This window comes from Methylomonas fluvii (assembly GCF_014850975.1).
GTDB lineage: Bacteria > Pseudomonadota > Gammaproteobacteria > Methylococcales > Methylomonadaceae > Methylomonas > Methylomonas fluvii.
Genome location: NZ_JACXST010000001.1, coordinates 1,333,818 through 1,349,327 on the forward strand (window position 1 = coordinate 1,333,818; position 15,510 = coordinate 1,349,327).

Sequence of the window (15,510 nt, forward strand, 5' to 3'; positions counted from 1 at the left end):
TTTGCTGCCTGGTTCTGGCATCAAGCGGGTAGCCGTTACAGTCAGGAAAATTTAACGATAATATCCTGTTGAATATGGCGCACCCTGTGATGGAGCTTTTCCGATTTAACCGGGATATGTCGTAATGGATCATGCTGGCGCATGACAAATTCCCGAATCGCTTCATCATTCCAGCTCTGATGGTTGTCGTGCACCATACGCAGTACAGCATTCAATTTATTCGCGGTGTAAATCACATCGTCTTCGTTATCGTCATAGTCCGAGTGTATCAAATCTTTTATGGCGTACTTAACTTGAGCAAGGGCATTATTGGCATCGAATGATGTGGCCTGTCTCATGATTATTTCTCCGGCTTTCAGTTTGTGTTGGTGGCTACTATCTCCTCAGGTCCTTAAATTAAACTTAATAAATGACGATTGAACGACATGCTGCCGATAGCATCGAGAAAATAGTCGATGGTGACGAGTGACGCGGAGCTTTACAGCACATTCGGCGTTCTTGTTGCTCCTGCGTTTCGAGACAAGCTTGTGACGCGGGTTGGTGTTTGGATTGGTGGTAGGGTCGAGTTTGGTGGGTAGGCGTTAGCTGCTTCTTAGGTCTAAGCGAAGTGCGGGCGATGAAAATATGGCAAAGCTGACGCTGGTTAGTATTTTGTATGGCTTTAATCGGTTGGAATCGCCCCCCCCCTAGCTGAAGTTCGTGTTTTGAATTTAAACGATTGGTTTAAACCTTATACTGAACATGCAGATTACGCTAACAACTTAATAATATTTTACTCACAGTTATGCACCCTTTTTTTGAAGTCACAGCCTCGGATGTTCAAAAACTGAATGATGAGCAGGCTCGTGAATTGATTGCTCGGCTTTGTAAAGCCGAACTTCAGTCCTTAGGTATTGGAACAGCTCCAGTCACATGGGGTGGCGATCAACGAGCGAAAGACGGAGGAGTTGATGTTAGAGTCGATATTCCACCGTCATCCTTAGTATCTGGCTATATACCCCAGGGGGTAACTGCTTATCAGGTCAAAGCCGAAAAGTTTGAACCTTCAAAAATTCCCGGTGAAATGGCTCCAAAAGGCAAATTACGTCCGGCAATCGTGGAGCTGAGCAAGAATTCCGGCGCGTATATCATCGTGTCGACCGTAGACAATTGTTCCGACTCGTTTCTAATCAGTCGTAAACAAGCCATGTCGAAGTGTCTGGAGGAACACGGACTAAATGAACACCTTGAACTCGACTTTTATGATAGCCGACGGATTGCCGACTGGGCCGGAAATCATCCTGGTGTTTTGGTCTGGTTACGGGACGTTTTGCGTAGGCCTATCCAAGGCTGGAAACCCTATGAACCTTGGGCCTATCAAGAGAATTCTATTGATGATGAGTATCTGCTTGACGATAAGATTAAAGTATTCGTTCCAAATACTGATGAAGCGATTTCCGTAATTGACGCCCTTAAACGCCTTCGAGAGGAACTGTCAACACCGCGCACCTCTGCGCGAATAGTCGGACTCTCTGGAGTTGGAAAAACTCGGCTCGTTCAAGCTTTGTTTGACATCCGTATAGAAGCATCAAGCGCGCTAGATCGAGAGAACGTTCTCTATACCGATCTATCGGATGATCCAAACCCTCAGCCAACCGCAATGCTCGAAGCATTGATTCAAGATGAATCGAGTTGCGTGGTAATAATCGACAACTGCGGACAGAACGTACATGCAAAACTCACCGAAATCGTCCAGCGCCCAGAGAGCAAGATACGCCTAGTAACTGTTGAATATGACATCAAAGACGATTTGCCAACCGGCACGGCATGCTACCGGCTGGAAGGATCGTCTGATGAAGTGATCGCAAAATTACTGAAGCGTCACTACCCAATGCTGTCCGACTTGGACGTGCATAAGATTGTCGAGTTTTCCGCAGGTAACGCTAGGGTCGCATTTGCCCTCGCGTCAACCTCTTCGACGAAAGGACAGTTGGCTCAACTCAGGGATGAGGATCTTTTCCGGCGCCTGTTTATTCAAAAGCAATCCGAAAGCAACGAGCTTCTTAGATGCGCGAAGGCTGCAAGCCTGATTTATTCGTTCGACGCGGAAGACGATTCGGAAAGTTCTGAGTTGATCATACTCGCCGCTGTCGGCGACGTTTCAGTATCGGCATTTTTGATGAATGTCGCAGAGTTGAAACGACGAGGCTTGATTCAGGCACGCGGTAAATGGCGCGCGGTATTGCCTCATGCCATTGCAAATCGTCTAGCGATGCGATGTTTGGAGGATTTTCACCACAATTTTTTGATAAAAAAATTTGTTTCCGAAGCGTCTGCGCGTGTAGCGCGGTCATTTTCCCGTCGGTTGGGTTACTTGCACGAATCAAAAGTAGCCGCCGCCATAGTTAGCGAGTGGTTAAAACCCGGAGGGTTATTAGGGGATACGACTAAGTTCAACGAACTCGAATGGCAAATGCTGGAAAACATAGCGCCGGTTAACGAATCTGCCGTTCTTGAGACCCTGGTTCGGGCAACCGAGAACGAAGAACTCATATCGCATTCCAATGAGAAGCGCGCGGAATTTACCCGATTGCTTCGATCCCTTGCATACGAGGCTGATTTATTCGAAAAGGCGGCTTCCACTTTATTGAAATTTGCTTTGGCCGAACCCGAGGAAGGAAGCTCTAATTCAGGACGTAAGACCCTAAAATCGTTATTTTATTCGCATTTCTCTGGAACGCTAGCTTCGCCAAAACAGCGAACTGAATTTGTAAATGCGTTAGTTTTGTCGAACGACGATGCGAAGTTAAAGTTGGCAATTAGTTTGTTGGAAGCAGGACTTGAGGCATACCACTTCTCGTCCAGTTTCAGCTTCGATTTTGGCGCACGCAAACGGAGCTATGGGTGGTATCCAAGAACACTTGATGATTTTCGAAACTGGTATGGCGCTTTCGTCCAACTTGCCGCACAGATTGGAAAATCCGACACCCCGGTTGGGTTGGATGCCAGAGGCATATTGGGTCGAGCCATTCGCGGCCTTTGGGGGACGAATGGCTGAATAAAAAATTAATCGAAGTTACCCAAGAGCTCGCTGCCGTGGATGGCTGGCCTGACGGATGGATAGGTATCCGCAACGCGCTGAGGTGGGGAAAAGAGGCTATAAACGGGGAATCCCTGGCGCAATTGAAAATGCTCGAAAAACAATTAGCTCCATGCGATCTGTGGGGAAAAATTCAGGCGAAAATATTGCGGCGCGGCGATTACAGTGTTGAACTGGACGGCGAATATGAAGATGAGCCTGACCATAATTCCGGGCTTGGATGGTACGAAAGGATATTAGAAGAAGCGGAAATTCTTGGAAAAACCGCTGCCATGGATGAAAAGATTCTATCAGACTTAAGCCCTTTTCTATTTCACTCAGGACACACAAACAAACCATATTGTTTTGGTATTGGCATAGGTAAGGAACATTCCGCCGTTAGCGCTCTCATTGCTCAAATTCGCGCGATTATCGATAGTAATCCTAACCGGGCATTCGACCTGCAATTTGTTCACGGCTTGTTAGTAGGATGGCATTCGGTAAACCCCCAGGAAGTCGGAATTTTTATGGACTCGGCTATCGGCGATCCGGTTTGGGCGGCTTATTTCCCCATGCTGCAACTGTCGGTGCCAGTCGATGACGTTGCATATGGCAGACTAATTAAGTCGCTGGAAATAGGGCTGGCACCCAGTTGGCGCTATACTCAGCTTAGATTTGGGCGCACCACGGACTCACTTTCAGTGGAACAACTTGCTGCGCTGCTGAATCTGCTAAAGTCTAAGCTGGACAACGGAATGGAGGCGGCGATTGATGTCATTTATATGGTGATTCATTGCGCTACTGACAAAGACGCGAACTATCAAAAGGAATTGCAAGCCTATGTCTCGGGTTTTGTAGTTGATATAGATTGGGCACGATTGAATTTTAAAAACCACAATTTTGATTACCATCTTGAGAAAGTCATCGAATTTGCACTTTCAGGAAACGACCCTTACAAAATCACGAAACTTTCCATAGAACATTTGCTTGCGCAAGATGATTTCAAATTTATGATGCGCTGCGGAGACCTGCTTAGACCGTTTTTCAAGGAAAATCCAATTGATGCGCTAGACGGGATTTACTGCAATGATGAGGTAAGTTCGATGCAACGTTTGCTTATTTTGCAGACAAGTAGGAATGACGAAACAGCTTTGGCTGATGTGCCGACAGATGCCGTTATCGAATGGTGTAAGGATTCTCCGCTTGAAAGATGTAAATTCGCGGCCGAGGGATGCAAACTTTTTGATTATCAAAATACCAACGATCTGAACAATGACAATGTTCTTTCAATTTCTGCGGACGCAATTGCCGTACTAGATATCGCACCAGACAAGAAGACAGTTCTCGAGACTTTAGTACGACGTTTTTCTCCCAGTCATTGGTCAGGTTCTCGTGCTTCGATAATGCGGCAGAGACTCTCACTGATCGATCAACTCAATCCCTTGGCTGATCCAGTGCTTTCGGTTTTGATTGTAGAAGAAAAAAAGCGACTGTCAGATGCAGTTTTGGCTGAGGAAAAATGGGAATTCGATCTGGAGAGGCGGGAAACTGGCAGTTTTGAATAGGCCAGCCCATCCGGCTTAATAAAGTTGAAAAGCGTGAGTTAGGTGGGGAAATTTTGCATAATAATAAAGCTACTTTCAGACAGCTATCCATTCAGGCACGGTCACTGATCGTCAAAATGCAGCAGTCTGCAATTGGCCGCTTGTCGCCCAACGCAGGCACAAGCATTCAGCCCGGTGAGTAATTTTTTATTCGGGTGCGCGTGCATCACTTGTTTCTACTGCCCAGCAGATAATCAAATCCCGGCCAGGTGACGCACCAGTTGCCGGAGCCGGGCTGGGTGTGATGTTGGTAATGCCAGGGTAAATGCTGTTTAGCCCATTGCGGGTCGAGATGGGCTTTGCGGTGCAGAATGTAATAAAGCGTCAACGAGCCATATAAACCCATCACGAAAACCGGCCAATACCAAAATAGCGGCAGATGCACCATGACAATTGCAGCCAGTACCGCCAACTCCTTGGTTTGCGCATTCCAGGTCGATAAGTCCAAATGGCGATAGCCGGGATCCAGCATCTGGTGTTTCGCGCAGATCGCATGGTGTTCATACCAATGGTAGGCCCAGATGCTGCCCGGCTGTTTGCCTAAACGATGCAAGATGAATTTGTGCATCAACCATTCGCCGAGATTGGCGTAAAAAATGGCCAGTAAAAGTTGCAGGCTCACTGAGATCATGGTTCGGCTGGGGCTAATGGTTTGTAGTAAGTATCATCTTCACCCGGTTTGCCGTGCTCCGCATAGTTGTTTTATTCCTACTGCTTTGCCTCAGTGCTTTTGACTCCAGCTCTTGCCTTTTCCAAATGGTGTTCCATTTTTAATCCGATTTTAATGACTTCTGCGCCAGCAATTTCCAAAAACTCTGCTAAAAATTAATACCATTATTTGATTGAGGCACGGAATTTAGCCGGCTAGTTTGCTGTGTATCGCTTTTTTCGGTTTTTATTAGCGGATAGCTTCACAAAATCGACTTGCGTACAGTAGACCTATGTACTAGGCTATGCTACCGCTCGAGTGGGGGAGAAGAAATGGCTTCGTACCGGGGAGTGACTGGCGCACTGTTGGCGTTGGAATCGTTCTTGACCAGCAGATTACCTGCCGAGCTGAGCAGCGAGCCCACCAATGCCCAAGCAAAATTGCTGGGTAGCGCCGACATCGCCAATATCCTCACCGGCAATCTGCTGGGTATTTACCTGCATCGCATCACCATCGATCCTCACGGCCGGCAGCGCACCTTCGCACCGCGCGGTTCCGACCAAAACGCCCCGCAAGCCGAACTACCGGTCAATCTGCATTTCCTGTTAATCGCCAACGCTGCCAGCGCCACCATCGAAGCCGATCTTTTGAGTTGGGCCATGGTCGAGCTTGCCAACGAATGTCAGCTCGACATCTCGCATATTCAAGACATCGACGACGAATGGGGCCAGGCCGAAGTGCTGAATATCGCCCCGGACGAGATGACTACCGAAGATTTGATGCGCATCTGGGATGTGTTCAAATCGCCTTACACCAGCACCGTACCCTATGTGGCGCGCACCGTGCGCCTACGGCTGCGCCGGCCGCGTACGGAAGGTCCGCCGGTTTCGACGCGGGTATTTCCGGGAGGCACGGTATGAAAGCCGTCAAGGTTCTGGAAACCAATATCCTCTACGCCAGCGACGTGATTTATTGGCTGGACGGCAGCAGCGCCGCACAGGAAGCCGATATGCGGCGGCTCAGCGAAGCCGTTGTCTTGCAACTCGATACCCGCCCCGCCGATCTGCAATTTTTACACACGCCAGGCAAAACGGCCTTGTGGCGACGCTCGGCCGGTAAAACGGTGCAAGGGGCGCCTAGCGAGGCGGACAAATTGCGGCCGTCTGAAGCGGCATACGCCATTGCCGGCTCGGTGGCGGACACTCAAAATCGCTATGTCCCGCGCCGTTTTGAAGTTCAAGCCGGCAATGCCGCCGGACACAGCTTGGTGCTTTATCCGACCCCATTCGGTACCAAGCTAGGGCGCGGTGGCGGTTTGCGCGGCACGCTAAGGTTTACCGGTAGTAATACGCCGGCCGTATGGGCGTTACTGACGCTGACGGTCAATCTGGGCGTCGGCGGCAATTTGATCTGCCGCGCCCAATCCGACGCCAATGGTGATTTCATCATTGCAATGCACCGCTTGCCGCCCTTGCCGGAAGGCGTAACCGAGTACAACGCGACACTGAGCATTGCAGCCTCGGCTGCGGCCAGCGCTGCGCTACCGGTCGATCCGGCCGACTTGCAGCCAATGTTGCTCGGCGCTATTAACGCTAACAGTTTTGCCGCCGCACTAGCTCTGACCGTAGTGCCGGGCGACTTGAGTTTAATCCGGTCCTTTAATCGGGATCATCTTGCCGTTCAACCCAATTGAGTCATCCATGAGTTGAGTTCGTCCTTTAAACGCTGGTCCACATAAAAATTAAGGAGGGGAGCATGCCTGAATATCTTGCACCGGGTGTGTTTGTAGAAGAAGTTAGCTTTCGCGCCAAATCGATCGAAGGGGTGGGGACCAGCGTCACGGCGGTGGTCGGTCCTACGCGTTTCGGGCCGTTGCGAGGCAATCCCGAAGTAGTGACTAGCTTTGGCGAATTCACCCGCATCTACGGCGACATCCAAAATCTCGCGCTGGCCGGCGCATCGGTACTTAACCATACTGCGATTGCCGCGAAAGCCTTTTTCGATGGTGGTGGCAAACAGCTCTATGTGTCGCGGGTCGGCAATTTTCCGCAAAACGCGCCGGGCATATCGACGCGGTCCGTGCCGAATGTGTTGAGTTTCAGTAGCCGCTTTCCGGGAGTGATGGGCGATTTCACGCTGGAATTGCTGTGGCGCGATAGCGAAAATCTGTTAAAAACCGAGGCCACCTCGGCGCCCGCCGAAGGCGAAGTGGTGTTTCTGAATGCCACTGGCCTGACCAACGCGGTGCGCTCGGCGGGCATCGCCGCGCAATTCCCGGACGAACGCTTTCCTCTAAATGTCCGCGCCCTGGTGCGCCGGGAAGGCGATCATTTCGTCATCGTCAACAACCGCTGCGAACTGGATACCGCCGATGATGTGGTAGCGGGCGGTACCGCCTTGCGTCCCAACGGCCAAGCCGACGGCAGTCAGGGCGTACTGATGACGGCCGGCTTGGTGAACGGTCCCGGTGTCGCGGTGAGTTACACCCGAGTGTTTGCGAAAAATCCCAGCAGCGGGTCCTTGGCTAACGGCACGTCGGCGGTGCTGACCCTTAGCGCGGAAACCAACTTGTCGGCTTATACCGGCGCGGCGCATTGGGGCACCTTAACCGCGTTGCGCGGCACGCTTAATGCGGCCGGCAGCGAGTTTGTGGTGGACGGCGGCGGTTTGAATGTGGGCGTCAATGCTGACATCACCCTGCCGTTGGCGGCTTTGGCCGCTGCACCCAATACGGTGCGGGCGGTAGTGGTGCAGCGCAATTTCGATATTGCCGTGCATGCCGGCGGCCGCGACGGTCCGGTGATTTATAGCTACGGCGATATTTCCAGCGCCCCCGATGCAAAAAACAGTCTCAGCGCCGTAATGCCCGTTACGCCGGACAAGCGTTATGACCAATTGACCAGTCCGGTCAGTTGCACCCTCAGTGCCGGTATCAGCGGCGCCGATGTGGTGGCAGCCTTGTACAGCCTGTTCGAGTCGAATGGTTTAAATCCCGGCCCCATGTCGGTTCAAGGCCCGCGTTATTTGATTAATCTGTCGGGCGGCAGCGACGGCAATGTGCCCGGCGCCGTGCAATACGGCGGCGTGGAAGACGAGGTCAACGGCAGCAGCGGTTTCGTGGCCTTGGAAAATATCGAGGATGTTTCCATCGTGATGACCCCGGCTGCTGCGGCTTACGCCACCAATCATCAAGCCATCGTCGCCGAGGTGCAAAAACACTGTCTAAAAATGCGTTACCGGGTCGGCATCGTCGATAGCCGAGACGGCATGGCGCTGTCGGAAGTGCGCGAGTTTCGTTCCAACTTCGACGATTCACGGCTGGCACTGTACTACCCCTGGGTGGTCATCGCCGATCCGCGCGGCCTGCTCAGTACTATCAACGTGCCGCCGTCCGGTTTTGTCGCGGGTGTGTATGCCAATACGGACGTGCAGCGCGGCGTGCACAAGCCGCCGGCCAACGAGCCGGTGATCGGCGCCTTGCGTTTTGCCCAGGAAATCAACCGCTTCCAGCAGGAATTGCTGAATCCTAACGGCATCAACTGTTTGCGTTCGTTTCCGGGACGCGGGCATCGGGTTTGGGGCGGCCGCACTTTGTCCAGCGATCCTGAATGGAAATACGTCAACGTTCGCCGCTACTTTTTGTACCTGGAGCGTTCCATCGACAAATCCACGCAGTGGGCGGTGTTCGAACCGAACGGCGAGCGTTTGTGGGACAACATCCGCCAGACCGTGGAAAGCTTTTTATACAACGAGTGGGTCAACGGCCGGCTGTTGGGTAGCGCCAAAACCGCATATTTCGTGCGTTGCGACCGCAGCACGATGACCCAAAACGATCTGGACAATGGCCGCTTGGTCTGCGAAATCGGCGTGGCAGCCTTGAAGCCGGCCGAATTTGTGATTTTCCGCATCGGCCAAAAAACCGCCGACGCCTGAACCCTGGACTGGAGATAAACCATGGCTACATATCGCGAAACGCCCTATGGGGTGTTCAATTATCTGGTCAACCTGGGCGACGGCAGCGAAGGCGAAGTGCAGGGCGGCTTTTCGGAAGTGTCCGGTTTGAATGCGGAAGTGACCGTAGCGGAATATCGTAACGGCAACGACGCGGTGAATTACGTGCGCAAGATCCCGGCCATCAACAAGGCCGGAGACGTGACGCTGAAGCGTGGCGTGATCGGCGCCGACAACATTTACAGTTGGCTGGAGCAAATCCGCGGTGGCGATGTGACCGCCAAGCGTGACGTAGTGATCAAGCTTAAAAACGAAGATCCCACCAGCGCCAGCGCCGTGGTGACCTGGAAACTGGTCAGGGCCATGCCGATCAAATGGACCGGGCCTACACTAACAGCCAAGGGCGGCAGCGACGTGGCGATGGAAGAGCTGGTGCTCTCCGTCGAAACCATCATCCAAAGCTAAGCGGAGCAACAGCTGATGGAATGGCTAGCCGGAGCGCGCATCGCTCTGACGCCTCGGCCGGTTGAACGCCGGATCGCGGCGCTGGAAGCGGCCATGCTTGGGCATTGCCCTGGCCGGGTCAGGCTTGAACGCCTGCTGCAATTGCCGGCGGCGCTGGCGGATATGCGCGCGGTCGGATACGGCCGGGTAGTTGATGACTTGCTGTTGGGCGCTGCCAGCGAGCTTTACCATCTGCCGATACCCTTGCAGTCCAGCGCCGAATTCCACGACATTTTCCCGGATGCGCTTACCGCCACTACCGAATATGTCAGCCTGCTGGCCGGTAACAAAGCCTGGCTGGGCCTGGCAGTTGACGATTTTTTCGCCAACGGCGGCGAAAAACTGTGGGTGGTGCGGATACCGGAAAGCGCCGGGCAAGCCGGTTTCCTGCCTGCCGACAACACGCAATTGCACGATGTTACTACTCTCCAAGGCTTGGCCTGTGTATTGGTGATTCCGGCCTTGGGCGTCGTCGGTTTTCCCGATTTGGAACGGCTGCAAGTACCACCGCGTCTGCCGGATATTCCCAGGGTACGTCTGGAAAACAACGACCCGCAGTTTCTGCCTTGCACGCAAAACACCGATGACGATCACCGCGAACGCCGCTACAGCAATGAGTTAATCGACATGCAGCCGCCTTGGCAATTGCCGCAGGTGTTGCGTGGCATGCTGCAATTCATCAGTAGCCATCGGCCGGATCTGCAATGTCTGTTTACCTTGCCACTGGCGTATTCCGGCGAGTTGGACAGCCCGGTGCTCGACCCGGCGGCGTTGAGCGCACTGGCCGGGTATCAAAGCAATCCGGATACCGCGCAAGCGTTGCGCTATGTGCAGTTTTTGTTTCCCTACCTGCGCGGGCCGCGTTTTGCCTTGCATAGCCCGGTCGGCTTGATCGCCGGCCAGCAGGCGGCGGTCGCCCGTCGCGACGGCCCGTGGCGCTCAATGGCGGCCAAGCCTTTAAACACTGACGCCTTGCCTTATCCGCGTTTATCCATCGCTCAAACGATTGGTTTACGCGATAAACCCGGCATCAGTGTGCTCAACTACCGCAACGCGGTTAGTGGCGGCGCGCAGCTCAGCCTTGATGACGAGCGCCTGGTGGTGCCGGCCTTGCCGGTCGCTGATTATCCGTTCGACCGCCAGCGTTACGATGGCTTCCGTTCCGCGGAAGTGATGCGCTTCCTGGGCTTTTTGCGCCGGCAATTGCAGGCCTTGGGCGAGCAATTGATCTTTAATTTGGATTATCGCGATCCCCGCCCGCGTTTGCTGCTGGAACAGTTTTTCCGCCGCTTGTATAGCCAGGGTGCCTTGCGTGGCGCGTCCGCCGAGCAAGCTTTTTCGATTCGTGAATCGACGCCGCAAGAGGGCGCGATGCTCTACGAGATCATGCTGGCGCCGGCGTTTCCGATAGACAAGCTGTTTCTGACTTTTGCCAATCTGAACGGCGAATGGCGCTCGGAGGTGGTCGATGGCTGAAGTCAGCGAATTCGTCGCCTTTCGTTTCAAGGTCAATCTGTACAACAGCGACCAGAGCAGCTTGTTGTGCAGCGGTTATTTCAGCGAAGTGACCGGCTTCGAAGCGACGATGGAGCCCAAAGTGATCAACGAGGGCGGCCATAATTGGGGAGAACATCATCGCTCCGGGCCGACCAAATTCGCGCCGATTATTTTGAAACGCGGCGTTACCGACATTAACGATTTATGGTCCTGGTTCGACATTACCACCCGCCAGGCCAACTACGGCTATCGGCTGAGCGGCGAGATTATTGTGTTCGGCAATCCCAGCGTCAGCGGCGGCAGCGTCACCGATAACGCGGTATTGGTCTGGAAACTCAGCGGGGTGTTGCCGACCAAATTCAAAGGCCCGGATTTGTCGGCCACCGCCAGCCAGGTAGCCATCGAAGAATTGCAGCTGGTGCATCAAGGCCTGGAATTGCAACGGCCGGCGCCGGCCAGCACGCAAGGCAGGGGGACGGCATGATAGCCATCGAACGCGGCAAACTGATCCCGGTCAGCGGCGACAATGATAGTCCTGATTTGGATAACGCCATTGACGTGCAATTCAACCCGTCCAGCCTGAAAGTCAGCCTGTCCAACACCTTGAAAGAAAACGCCCGCAACGGCAATAGCCGCTCGGCGCAGTTTGTCGATAAAAGCTCGTCTAATCTGACCATAGAATTGATTTTTGACACCACCTATATCGAGCAGCCCGGCGGCGCGGGCCAGGGTAGCGGGCAAACCGCCAGCAGTGCCGGCAGCAACAGCAGCTCCAAGAAAGCTATCGAGCAAGGTTCGGATGTGCGTTTGGAGACCAAAAAAATCGCTGATACCTTTATCAAGCCAGTAGAAGACGGCAAAAAGATGAAGGCGCCCAAACGCTGCCTGTTCCAATGGGGCGCGTTCGAGTTTTTGGGGCTGGTGCAAAGCTTTGACGAAACCCTGGATTTCTTTTCCCCGGAAGGCCGGCCGCTGCGAGCTACTGTGTCCTTAAAGCTCAGCGAGGACCGCTACCAGTTCCGTAACCGCGCCGTCGAACAAGCCGCCCGCAACACGCCCAGCCTGAGTTCCACCGGTGCCGGGCCGCAAGGCGGTTCCGGGCAAACGGCCGCGCCGGTGCCGGGAACTAGCGGCGAAGGCGCGGGCAATTGGCGCGATACCTCGCTGTTCAACGGCATAGAGTCGCCCAGAATGCCGTCGCTATCGGTGGTGGCGGTGCCGAGTGTGAGCCTGAGTGCGTCGATGGGGATTAGCGCAGGGATAGGCTTAGGTCTGAGTGCCGGCGTCAATATCAGTGGCGGTATCGGCGCCAATGTTTCGGCAAGCTTGTCAGCGTCGGTGAATGTTGGTGCTGGTTCTGTCAATAGCGCAGGGGGACAAAAGCGGCACCACAAGCGGTGGCATCGCCAAGTCCTGCATTCAAATTCGGCAACTCGGCGAGCTTGGGTACCGGCATCGAAGGTGCGTTTAACCCGGCTGGAAAAAAGGGCAGTCTGAATGCCGCCCATATGCAAACAGGCAGTGCGTCGTTAAGGCCAGAAGCCCGGAATGCAGCTGCCAGTGGTCAAGCTGGCCCCGCAGCCTCCGGCTCGGCGGGTGAGAGGCCGCTCTCGACAGCCGCAGCTCAGCAAGCAGGGGCAAGGTCTGTGGGTCGCAAAAGTAGCGGCGTATCGGTAAGCAACTTATTAAAAGCCGCCGCCGACAGCGGCGTTGGATTTGATTGAGCAGGAATCAGACATGCCGGTATTGATAGACGAAGTGATATTAGAGGTGCAAGACGGCGTCACCGAAACCGCTGAGCAACAACCGGCCGCGCAGCAAACACCGTTGGCGCCCGCGGAAATCGAGCTGGCGCAAATGCTGGAGTTGATCAGGCAAAGGCAGGACAGGTTGAGGATTGATTGAACGGAGGAAGTGGAGAACAAAAATTTTAATCCCCTCTTTCCTGCCCTCTCCCGGAGGGGCAATGCCGTTCGTTAAGCCGTTCGTGATGAGCCTGTCGAACCTGAACGGCTTAATCATTCACCCTTCGACGAGCTCAGAGCGAACGCTTAAGCCTTAATTTAACAGCATTGCCCTGAGGGGGAGGGGATTTGTACCAGGGTTTTAGGAGGCTTTGAGTAGCGGAAGGGTTTCCTTCCCGTATGCCGCGCCGAGCACCGGAGCTTTTGAACGGACAAATCGGCAGGATAGCCGATTTGCATGCGTAGCACCCGAAGGGCGAGGTATATGGATGTACCGAGTGAGCGGCCCGAAGGGGTGCGGCAAGGATGCCGCACGTTGCCGAAGGGGCAGGAAGCCCCTTTCGGCAACCCCGTTCAAAAGCGAGGAGCGCAGGGAATAAGCGGCATTCGGGTGGCTTTTCTTTTGGTGACTTTTCTTTGGCCAAACACAAATTCGCCTGGAGCGAATTTGAACAGCCACAGGCTGGCCCGCAGGGCGAAAACCAAGGATGGTTTTCGTAGCGAAAGTCACTCGGCTGTCGGTGCGAGAACCGACATTAGAAAAACCGTCGCGATAGCGACACATAATAAATAAACGACAATAAATAAGAACAGCACTATGCCCGATTCCGCCTTCACCAGCTCCCGCCCGACGATCAAAATCGACGGCGAACAACGCGAAGACCTGCAACAGGCCTTGCTGGCGATGCAGGTCAATCTGCCCTTACACGGCTATGCGCACGCCGAATTGCAGCTGTCTAATTGGGGTAGGCCGGAAGGTGGGCAAGATCCTGATTTTGCCTTGAACGACATCGCCTTGGGCGCCGGCGTAGAGATTGAAATGGGCAGCGATACCCCGCAAAATCTGTTCAGCGGCGAGATTACCGCTATCGAGGAAAGCTACGGCGAAGGCGCGCCCAACATCGCCCTGCTGTTACAAGACAAATTGCATAGACTGGCGCGCAGCCGGCATAACCGCAGCTTTGAAGATCAAAGTCCGGACGAACTAGTGCAAGCCATCGCCGGTGAGGCGGGCCTGCAAACCGATGCGTCATTGTCCGGCATCACGGCCACCTGGCACCAACTCAACGAAAGTGACCTGGCCTTTCTGTTGCGCATCGGCAACCGCTTCGATATAGCCGTGCGCTTGGCAGGCAATACCTTGCGGGCCAAGGCCGAAGAAGCCGATCCCAACCCGGTCGAGCTTAGCGCCCAGGACAGCGCTTTGAAAGTGCGCTTGATCGCCGATTTAAACCATCAACCGCTCAGCAGCCAGGCCAACGGTTACAACTTGGCCACTGCCGAGGCCGTGGATTTCAGCGCTGACGCGATGACGCCGGCACCCACCGGCACCAGTGCGGCGGCGGCTTTAGGCAACCTAAGCTGGCCCGGCGCGGAAATTGTCCCGCAGCCGTTTCCCGGCACCAGCAGCGAAGCCGAAGCCTATGCCAAAGCCGCGTTCAAACGCCAAGCCAAACGCTTTATTCACGGCGAAATTGTTTGCCAAGGCGAGGCCAGCCTAAAACCCGGCCGCGAGATCGAGTTGGACGGCGTGTCGCCGCGCCTGAAAGGTCGCTACCAGATTGTGCATTGCGTGCATCGCTTCGATAACAACAGCGGTTTCGAAACGCATCTTAAAGTCAACAAAGGCGGATGGCAGTCATGAACAGTCACGCCTTAGGCAATCTGCACAGTTTGCAACTCGGGCAAGTCACCGACAACGTGGACCCGGACAGCCGTGGCCGCATCAAGGTGCGCTTGCTGGCGACGCAGATGGAATTATGGGCCAGTATCGTCGCACCGTCGGCCGGGCAGGGTTATGGCGCCAGTTTTGTGCCGCGCCTGGAAGAAATTGTGGTGCTGGCCTTCATCACCCCGGAAATGCCGCTGGTGCTGGGCAGCGTCTGGGCCGGTAGCAGCAGCGTGCCGGCAGAAGCCGATCCGCAGGAAGATCATTACGTGATCCGCACTCCGCAGGAAACAGTGTTGGATTTCGACGACGGCAACGGCCCGAAACTGGAGTTACGTACCCGCTCCGGTTACAAGATTTCGATAGACGAAGCCGGCGGTGGGGAAATTGTCATCGAGCGTTCCGACCAAAGCGTCACCCTTAATAGCTCCGGCATTGCAGTACGCAGCAGCGGCAGCGTTACGGTGGATGCCAGCACGGTGACCATTAACGCCAGCATGGTGACGGTGAATGCCAGTATGTCCAAGTTCAGCGGCGTGGTGCAAGCCGATACGGTGATCGCCACCGCGGTGGTGGGCAGTTCTTACACGCCGGGCGCCGGCAATATTTGGTAA

At 54.3% G+C, this 15,510-nt stretch carries 14 protein-coding genes; 12 read left to right on the forward strand and 2 right to left on the reverse strand.

Annotated elements, in window-relative coordinates:
* Nucleotides 1–41: 41 nt before the first annotated feature.
* Nucleotides 42–338, reverse strand: coding sequence for a hypothetical protein (locus EBB_RS06435; RefSeq protein WP_033157761.1), 297 nt, complete (start codon nucleotides 336–338; stop codon nucleotides 42–44).
* A gap of 446 nt (nucleotides 339–784) precedes the next feature.
* Between EBB_RS06435 and EBB_RS06440 the strand changes: the two genes are divergently transcribed.
* A complete protein-coding gene (locus EBB_RS06440; RefSeq protein ID WP_192392957.1) occupies nucleotides 785–3,037 on the forward strand; it encodes a P-loop NTPase family protein in 2,253 nt (750 codons plus the stop codon).
* Complete coding sequence (locus tag EBB_RS06445) at nucleotides 3,019–4,623, forward strand: hypothetical protein (RefSeq protein WP_192392958.1); 1,605 nt, start codon at nucleotides 3,019–3,021, stop codon at nucleotides 4,621–4,623. The genes EBB_RS06440 and EBB_RS06445 overlap by 19 nt, the downstream gene beginning before the upstream one ends.
* A gap of 205 nt (nucleotides 4,624–4,828) precedes the next feature.
* Here EBB_RS06445 and EBB_RS06450 read toward each other — a convergent pair whose 3' ends face one another.
* Nucleotides 4,829–5,293, reverse strand: a complete 465-nt coding sequence (locus EBB_RS06450) for a hypothetical protein (RefSeq protein WP_192392959.1) — start codon at nucleotides 5,291–5,293, stop codon at nucleotides 4,829–4,831.
* Nucleotides 5,294–5,643: 350 nt separating this feature from the next.
* Between EBB_RS06450 and EBB_RS06455 the strand changes: the two genes are divergently transcribed.
* The 10 genes from EBB_RS06455 to EBB_RS06500 all read left to right on the forward strand — a co-directional run bounded on the left by EBB_RS06455 (nucleotide 5,644) and on the right by EBB_RS06500 (nucleotide 15,510).
* Complete coding sequence (locus EBB_RS06455; protein WP_192392960.1) at nucleotides 5,644–6,231, forward strand: Pvc16 family protein; 588 nt, start codon at nucleotides 5,644–5,646, stop codon at nucleotides 6,229–6,231.
* Nucleotides 6,228–7,004 (forward strand): carboxypeptidase regulatory-like domain-containing protein, encoded by a 777-nt coding sequence (locus tag EBB_RS06460; protein WP_192392961.1) that lies wholly within the window; start codon nucleotides 6,228–6,230, stop codon nucleotides 7,002–7,004. Before EBB_RS06455 ends, EBB_RS06460 begins: the two co-directional genes overlap by 4 nt.
* 62 nt (nucleotides 7,005–7,066) lie before the next feature.
* The gene (locus tag EBB_RS06465; RefSeq protein WP_192392962.1) at nucleotides 7,067–9,244 is read left to right on the forward strand and encodes a phage tail sheath family protein; all 2,178 of its coding nucleotides are present in this window, start codon (nucleotides 7,067–7,069) and stop codon (nucleotides 9,242–9,244) included.
* Between the two features lie 21 nt (nucleotides 9,245–9,265).
* Nucleotides 9,266–9,727 (forward strand): phage tail protein, encoded by a 462-nt coding sequence (locus tag EBB_RS06470; protein ID WP_033157779.1) that lies wholly within the window; start codon nucleotides 9,266–9,268, stop codon nucleotides 9,725–9,727.
* A 15-nt stretch (nucleotides 9,728–9,742) separates the two neighbouring features.
* Nucleotides 9,743–11,242: a hypothetical protein gene (locus EBB_RS06475; RefSeq protein ID WP_192392963.1), complete on the forward strand. Its 1,500-nt coding sequence runs from the start codon at nucleotides 9,743–9,745 to the stop codon at nucleotides 11,240–11,242.
* On the forward strand, nucleotides 11,235–11,747 hold the full coding sequence (locus EBB_RS06480) for a phage tail protein (protein WP_192392964.1): 513 nt from the start codon (nucleotides 11,235–11,237) through the stop codon (nucleotides 11,745–11,747). The genes EBB_RS06475 and EBB_RS06480 overlap by 8 nt, the downstream gene beginning before the upstream one ends.
* A complete protein-coding gene (locus EBB_RS06485) occupies nucleotides 11,744–12,760 on the forward strand; it encodes a CIS tube protein (protein ID WP_192392965.1) in 1,017 nt (338 codons plus the stop codon). The genes EBB_RS06480 and EBB_RS06485 overlap by 4 nt, the downstream gene beginning before the upstream one ends.
* Nucleotides 12,761–13,000: 240 nt before the next feature.
* Complete coding sequence (locus EBB_RS06490; protein ID WP_192392966.1) at nucleotides 13,001–13,168, forward strand: hypothetical protein; 168 nt, start codon at nucleotides 13,001–13,003, stop codon at nucleotides 13,166–13,168.
* A gap of 657 nt (nucleotides 13,169–13,825) precedes the next feature.
* Nucleotides 13,826–14,872, forward strand: a complete 1,047-nt coding sequence (locus EBB_RS06495; RefSeq protein WP_192392967.1) for a phage late control D family protein — start codon at nucleotides 13,826–13,828, stop codon at nucleotides 14,870–14,872.
* The gene (locus EBB_RS06500; protein WP_192392968.1) at nucleotides 14,869–15,510 is read left to right on the forward strand and encodes a phage baseplate assembly protein V; all 642 of its coding nucleotides are present in this window, start codon (nucleotides 14,869–14,871) and stop codon (nucleotides 15,508–15,510) included. Before EBB_RS06495 ends, EBB_RS06500 begins: the two co-directional genes overlap by 4 nt.

Excerpts from the sequence above, each read along its gene's own strand:
- EBB_RS06435 (WP_033157761.1), bottom strand. The coding sequence starts at position 338 with ATGAGACAGGCCACATCATTCGATGCCAATAATGCCCTTGCTCAAGTT.
- EBB_RS06440 (WP_192392957.1), top strand. The coding sequence starts at position 785 with ATGCACCCTTTTTTTGAAGTCACAGCCTCGGATGTTCAAAAACTGAAT.
- EBB_RS06450 (WP_192392959.1), bottom strand. The coding sequence starts at position 5,293 with ATGATCTCAGTGAGCCTGCAACTTTTACTGGCCATTTTTTACGCCAAT.
- EBB_RS06455 (WP_192392960.1), top strand. The coding sequence starts at position 5,644 with ATGGCTTCGTACCGGGGAGTGACTGGCGCACTGTTGGCGTTGGAATCG.
- EBB_RS06460 (WP_192392961.1), top strand. The coding sequence starts at position 6,228 with ATGAAAGCCGTCAAGGTTCTGGAAACCAATATCCTCTACGCCAGCGAC.
- EBB_RS06465 (WP_192392962.1), top strand. The coding sequence starts at position 7,067 with ATGCCTGAATATCTTGCACCGGGTGTGTTTGTAGAAGAAGTTAGCTTT.
- EBB_RS06470 (WP_033157779.1), top strand. The coding sequence starts at position 9,266 with ATGGCTACATATCGCGAAACGCCCTATGGGGTGTTCAATTATCTGGTC.
- EBB_RS06475 (WP_192392963.1), top strand. The coding sequence starts at position 9,743 with ATGGAATGGCTAGCCGGAGCGCGCATCGCTCTGACGCCTCGGCCGGTT.
- EBB_RS06480 (WP_192392964.1), top strand. The coding sequence starts at position 11,235 with ATGGCTGAAGTCAGCGAATTCGTCGCCTTTCGTTTCAAGGTCAATCTG.
- EBB_RS06485 (WP_192392965.1), top strand. The coding sequence starts at position 11,744 with ATGATAGCCATCGAACGCGGCAAACTGATCCCGGTCAGCGGCGACAAT.
- EBB_RS06490 (WP_192392966.1), top strand. The coding sequence starts at position 13,001 with ATGCCGGTATTGATAGACGAAGTGATATTAGAGGTGCAAGACGGCGTC.
- EBB_RS06495 (WP_192392967.1), top strand. The coding sequence starts at position 13,826 with ATGCCCGATTCCGCCTTCACCAGCTCCCGCCCGACGATCAAAATCGAC.
- EBB_RS06500 (WP_192392968.1), top strand. The coding sequence starts at position 14,869 with ATGAACAGTCACGCCTTAGGCAATCTGCACAGTTTGCAACTCGGGCAA.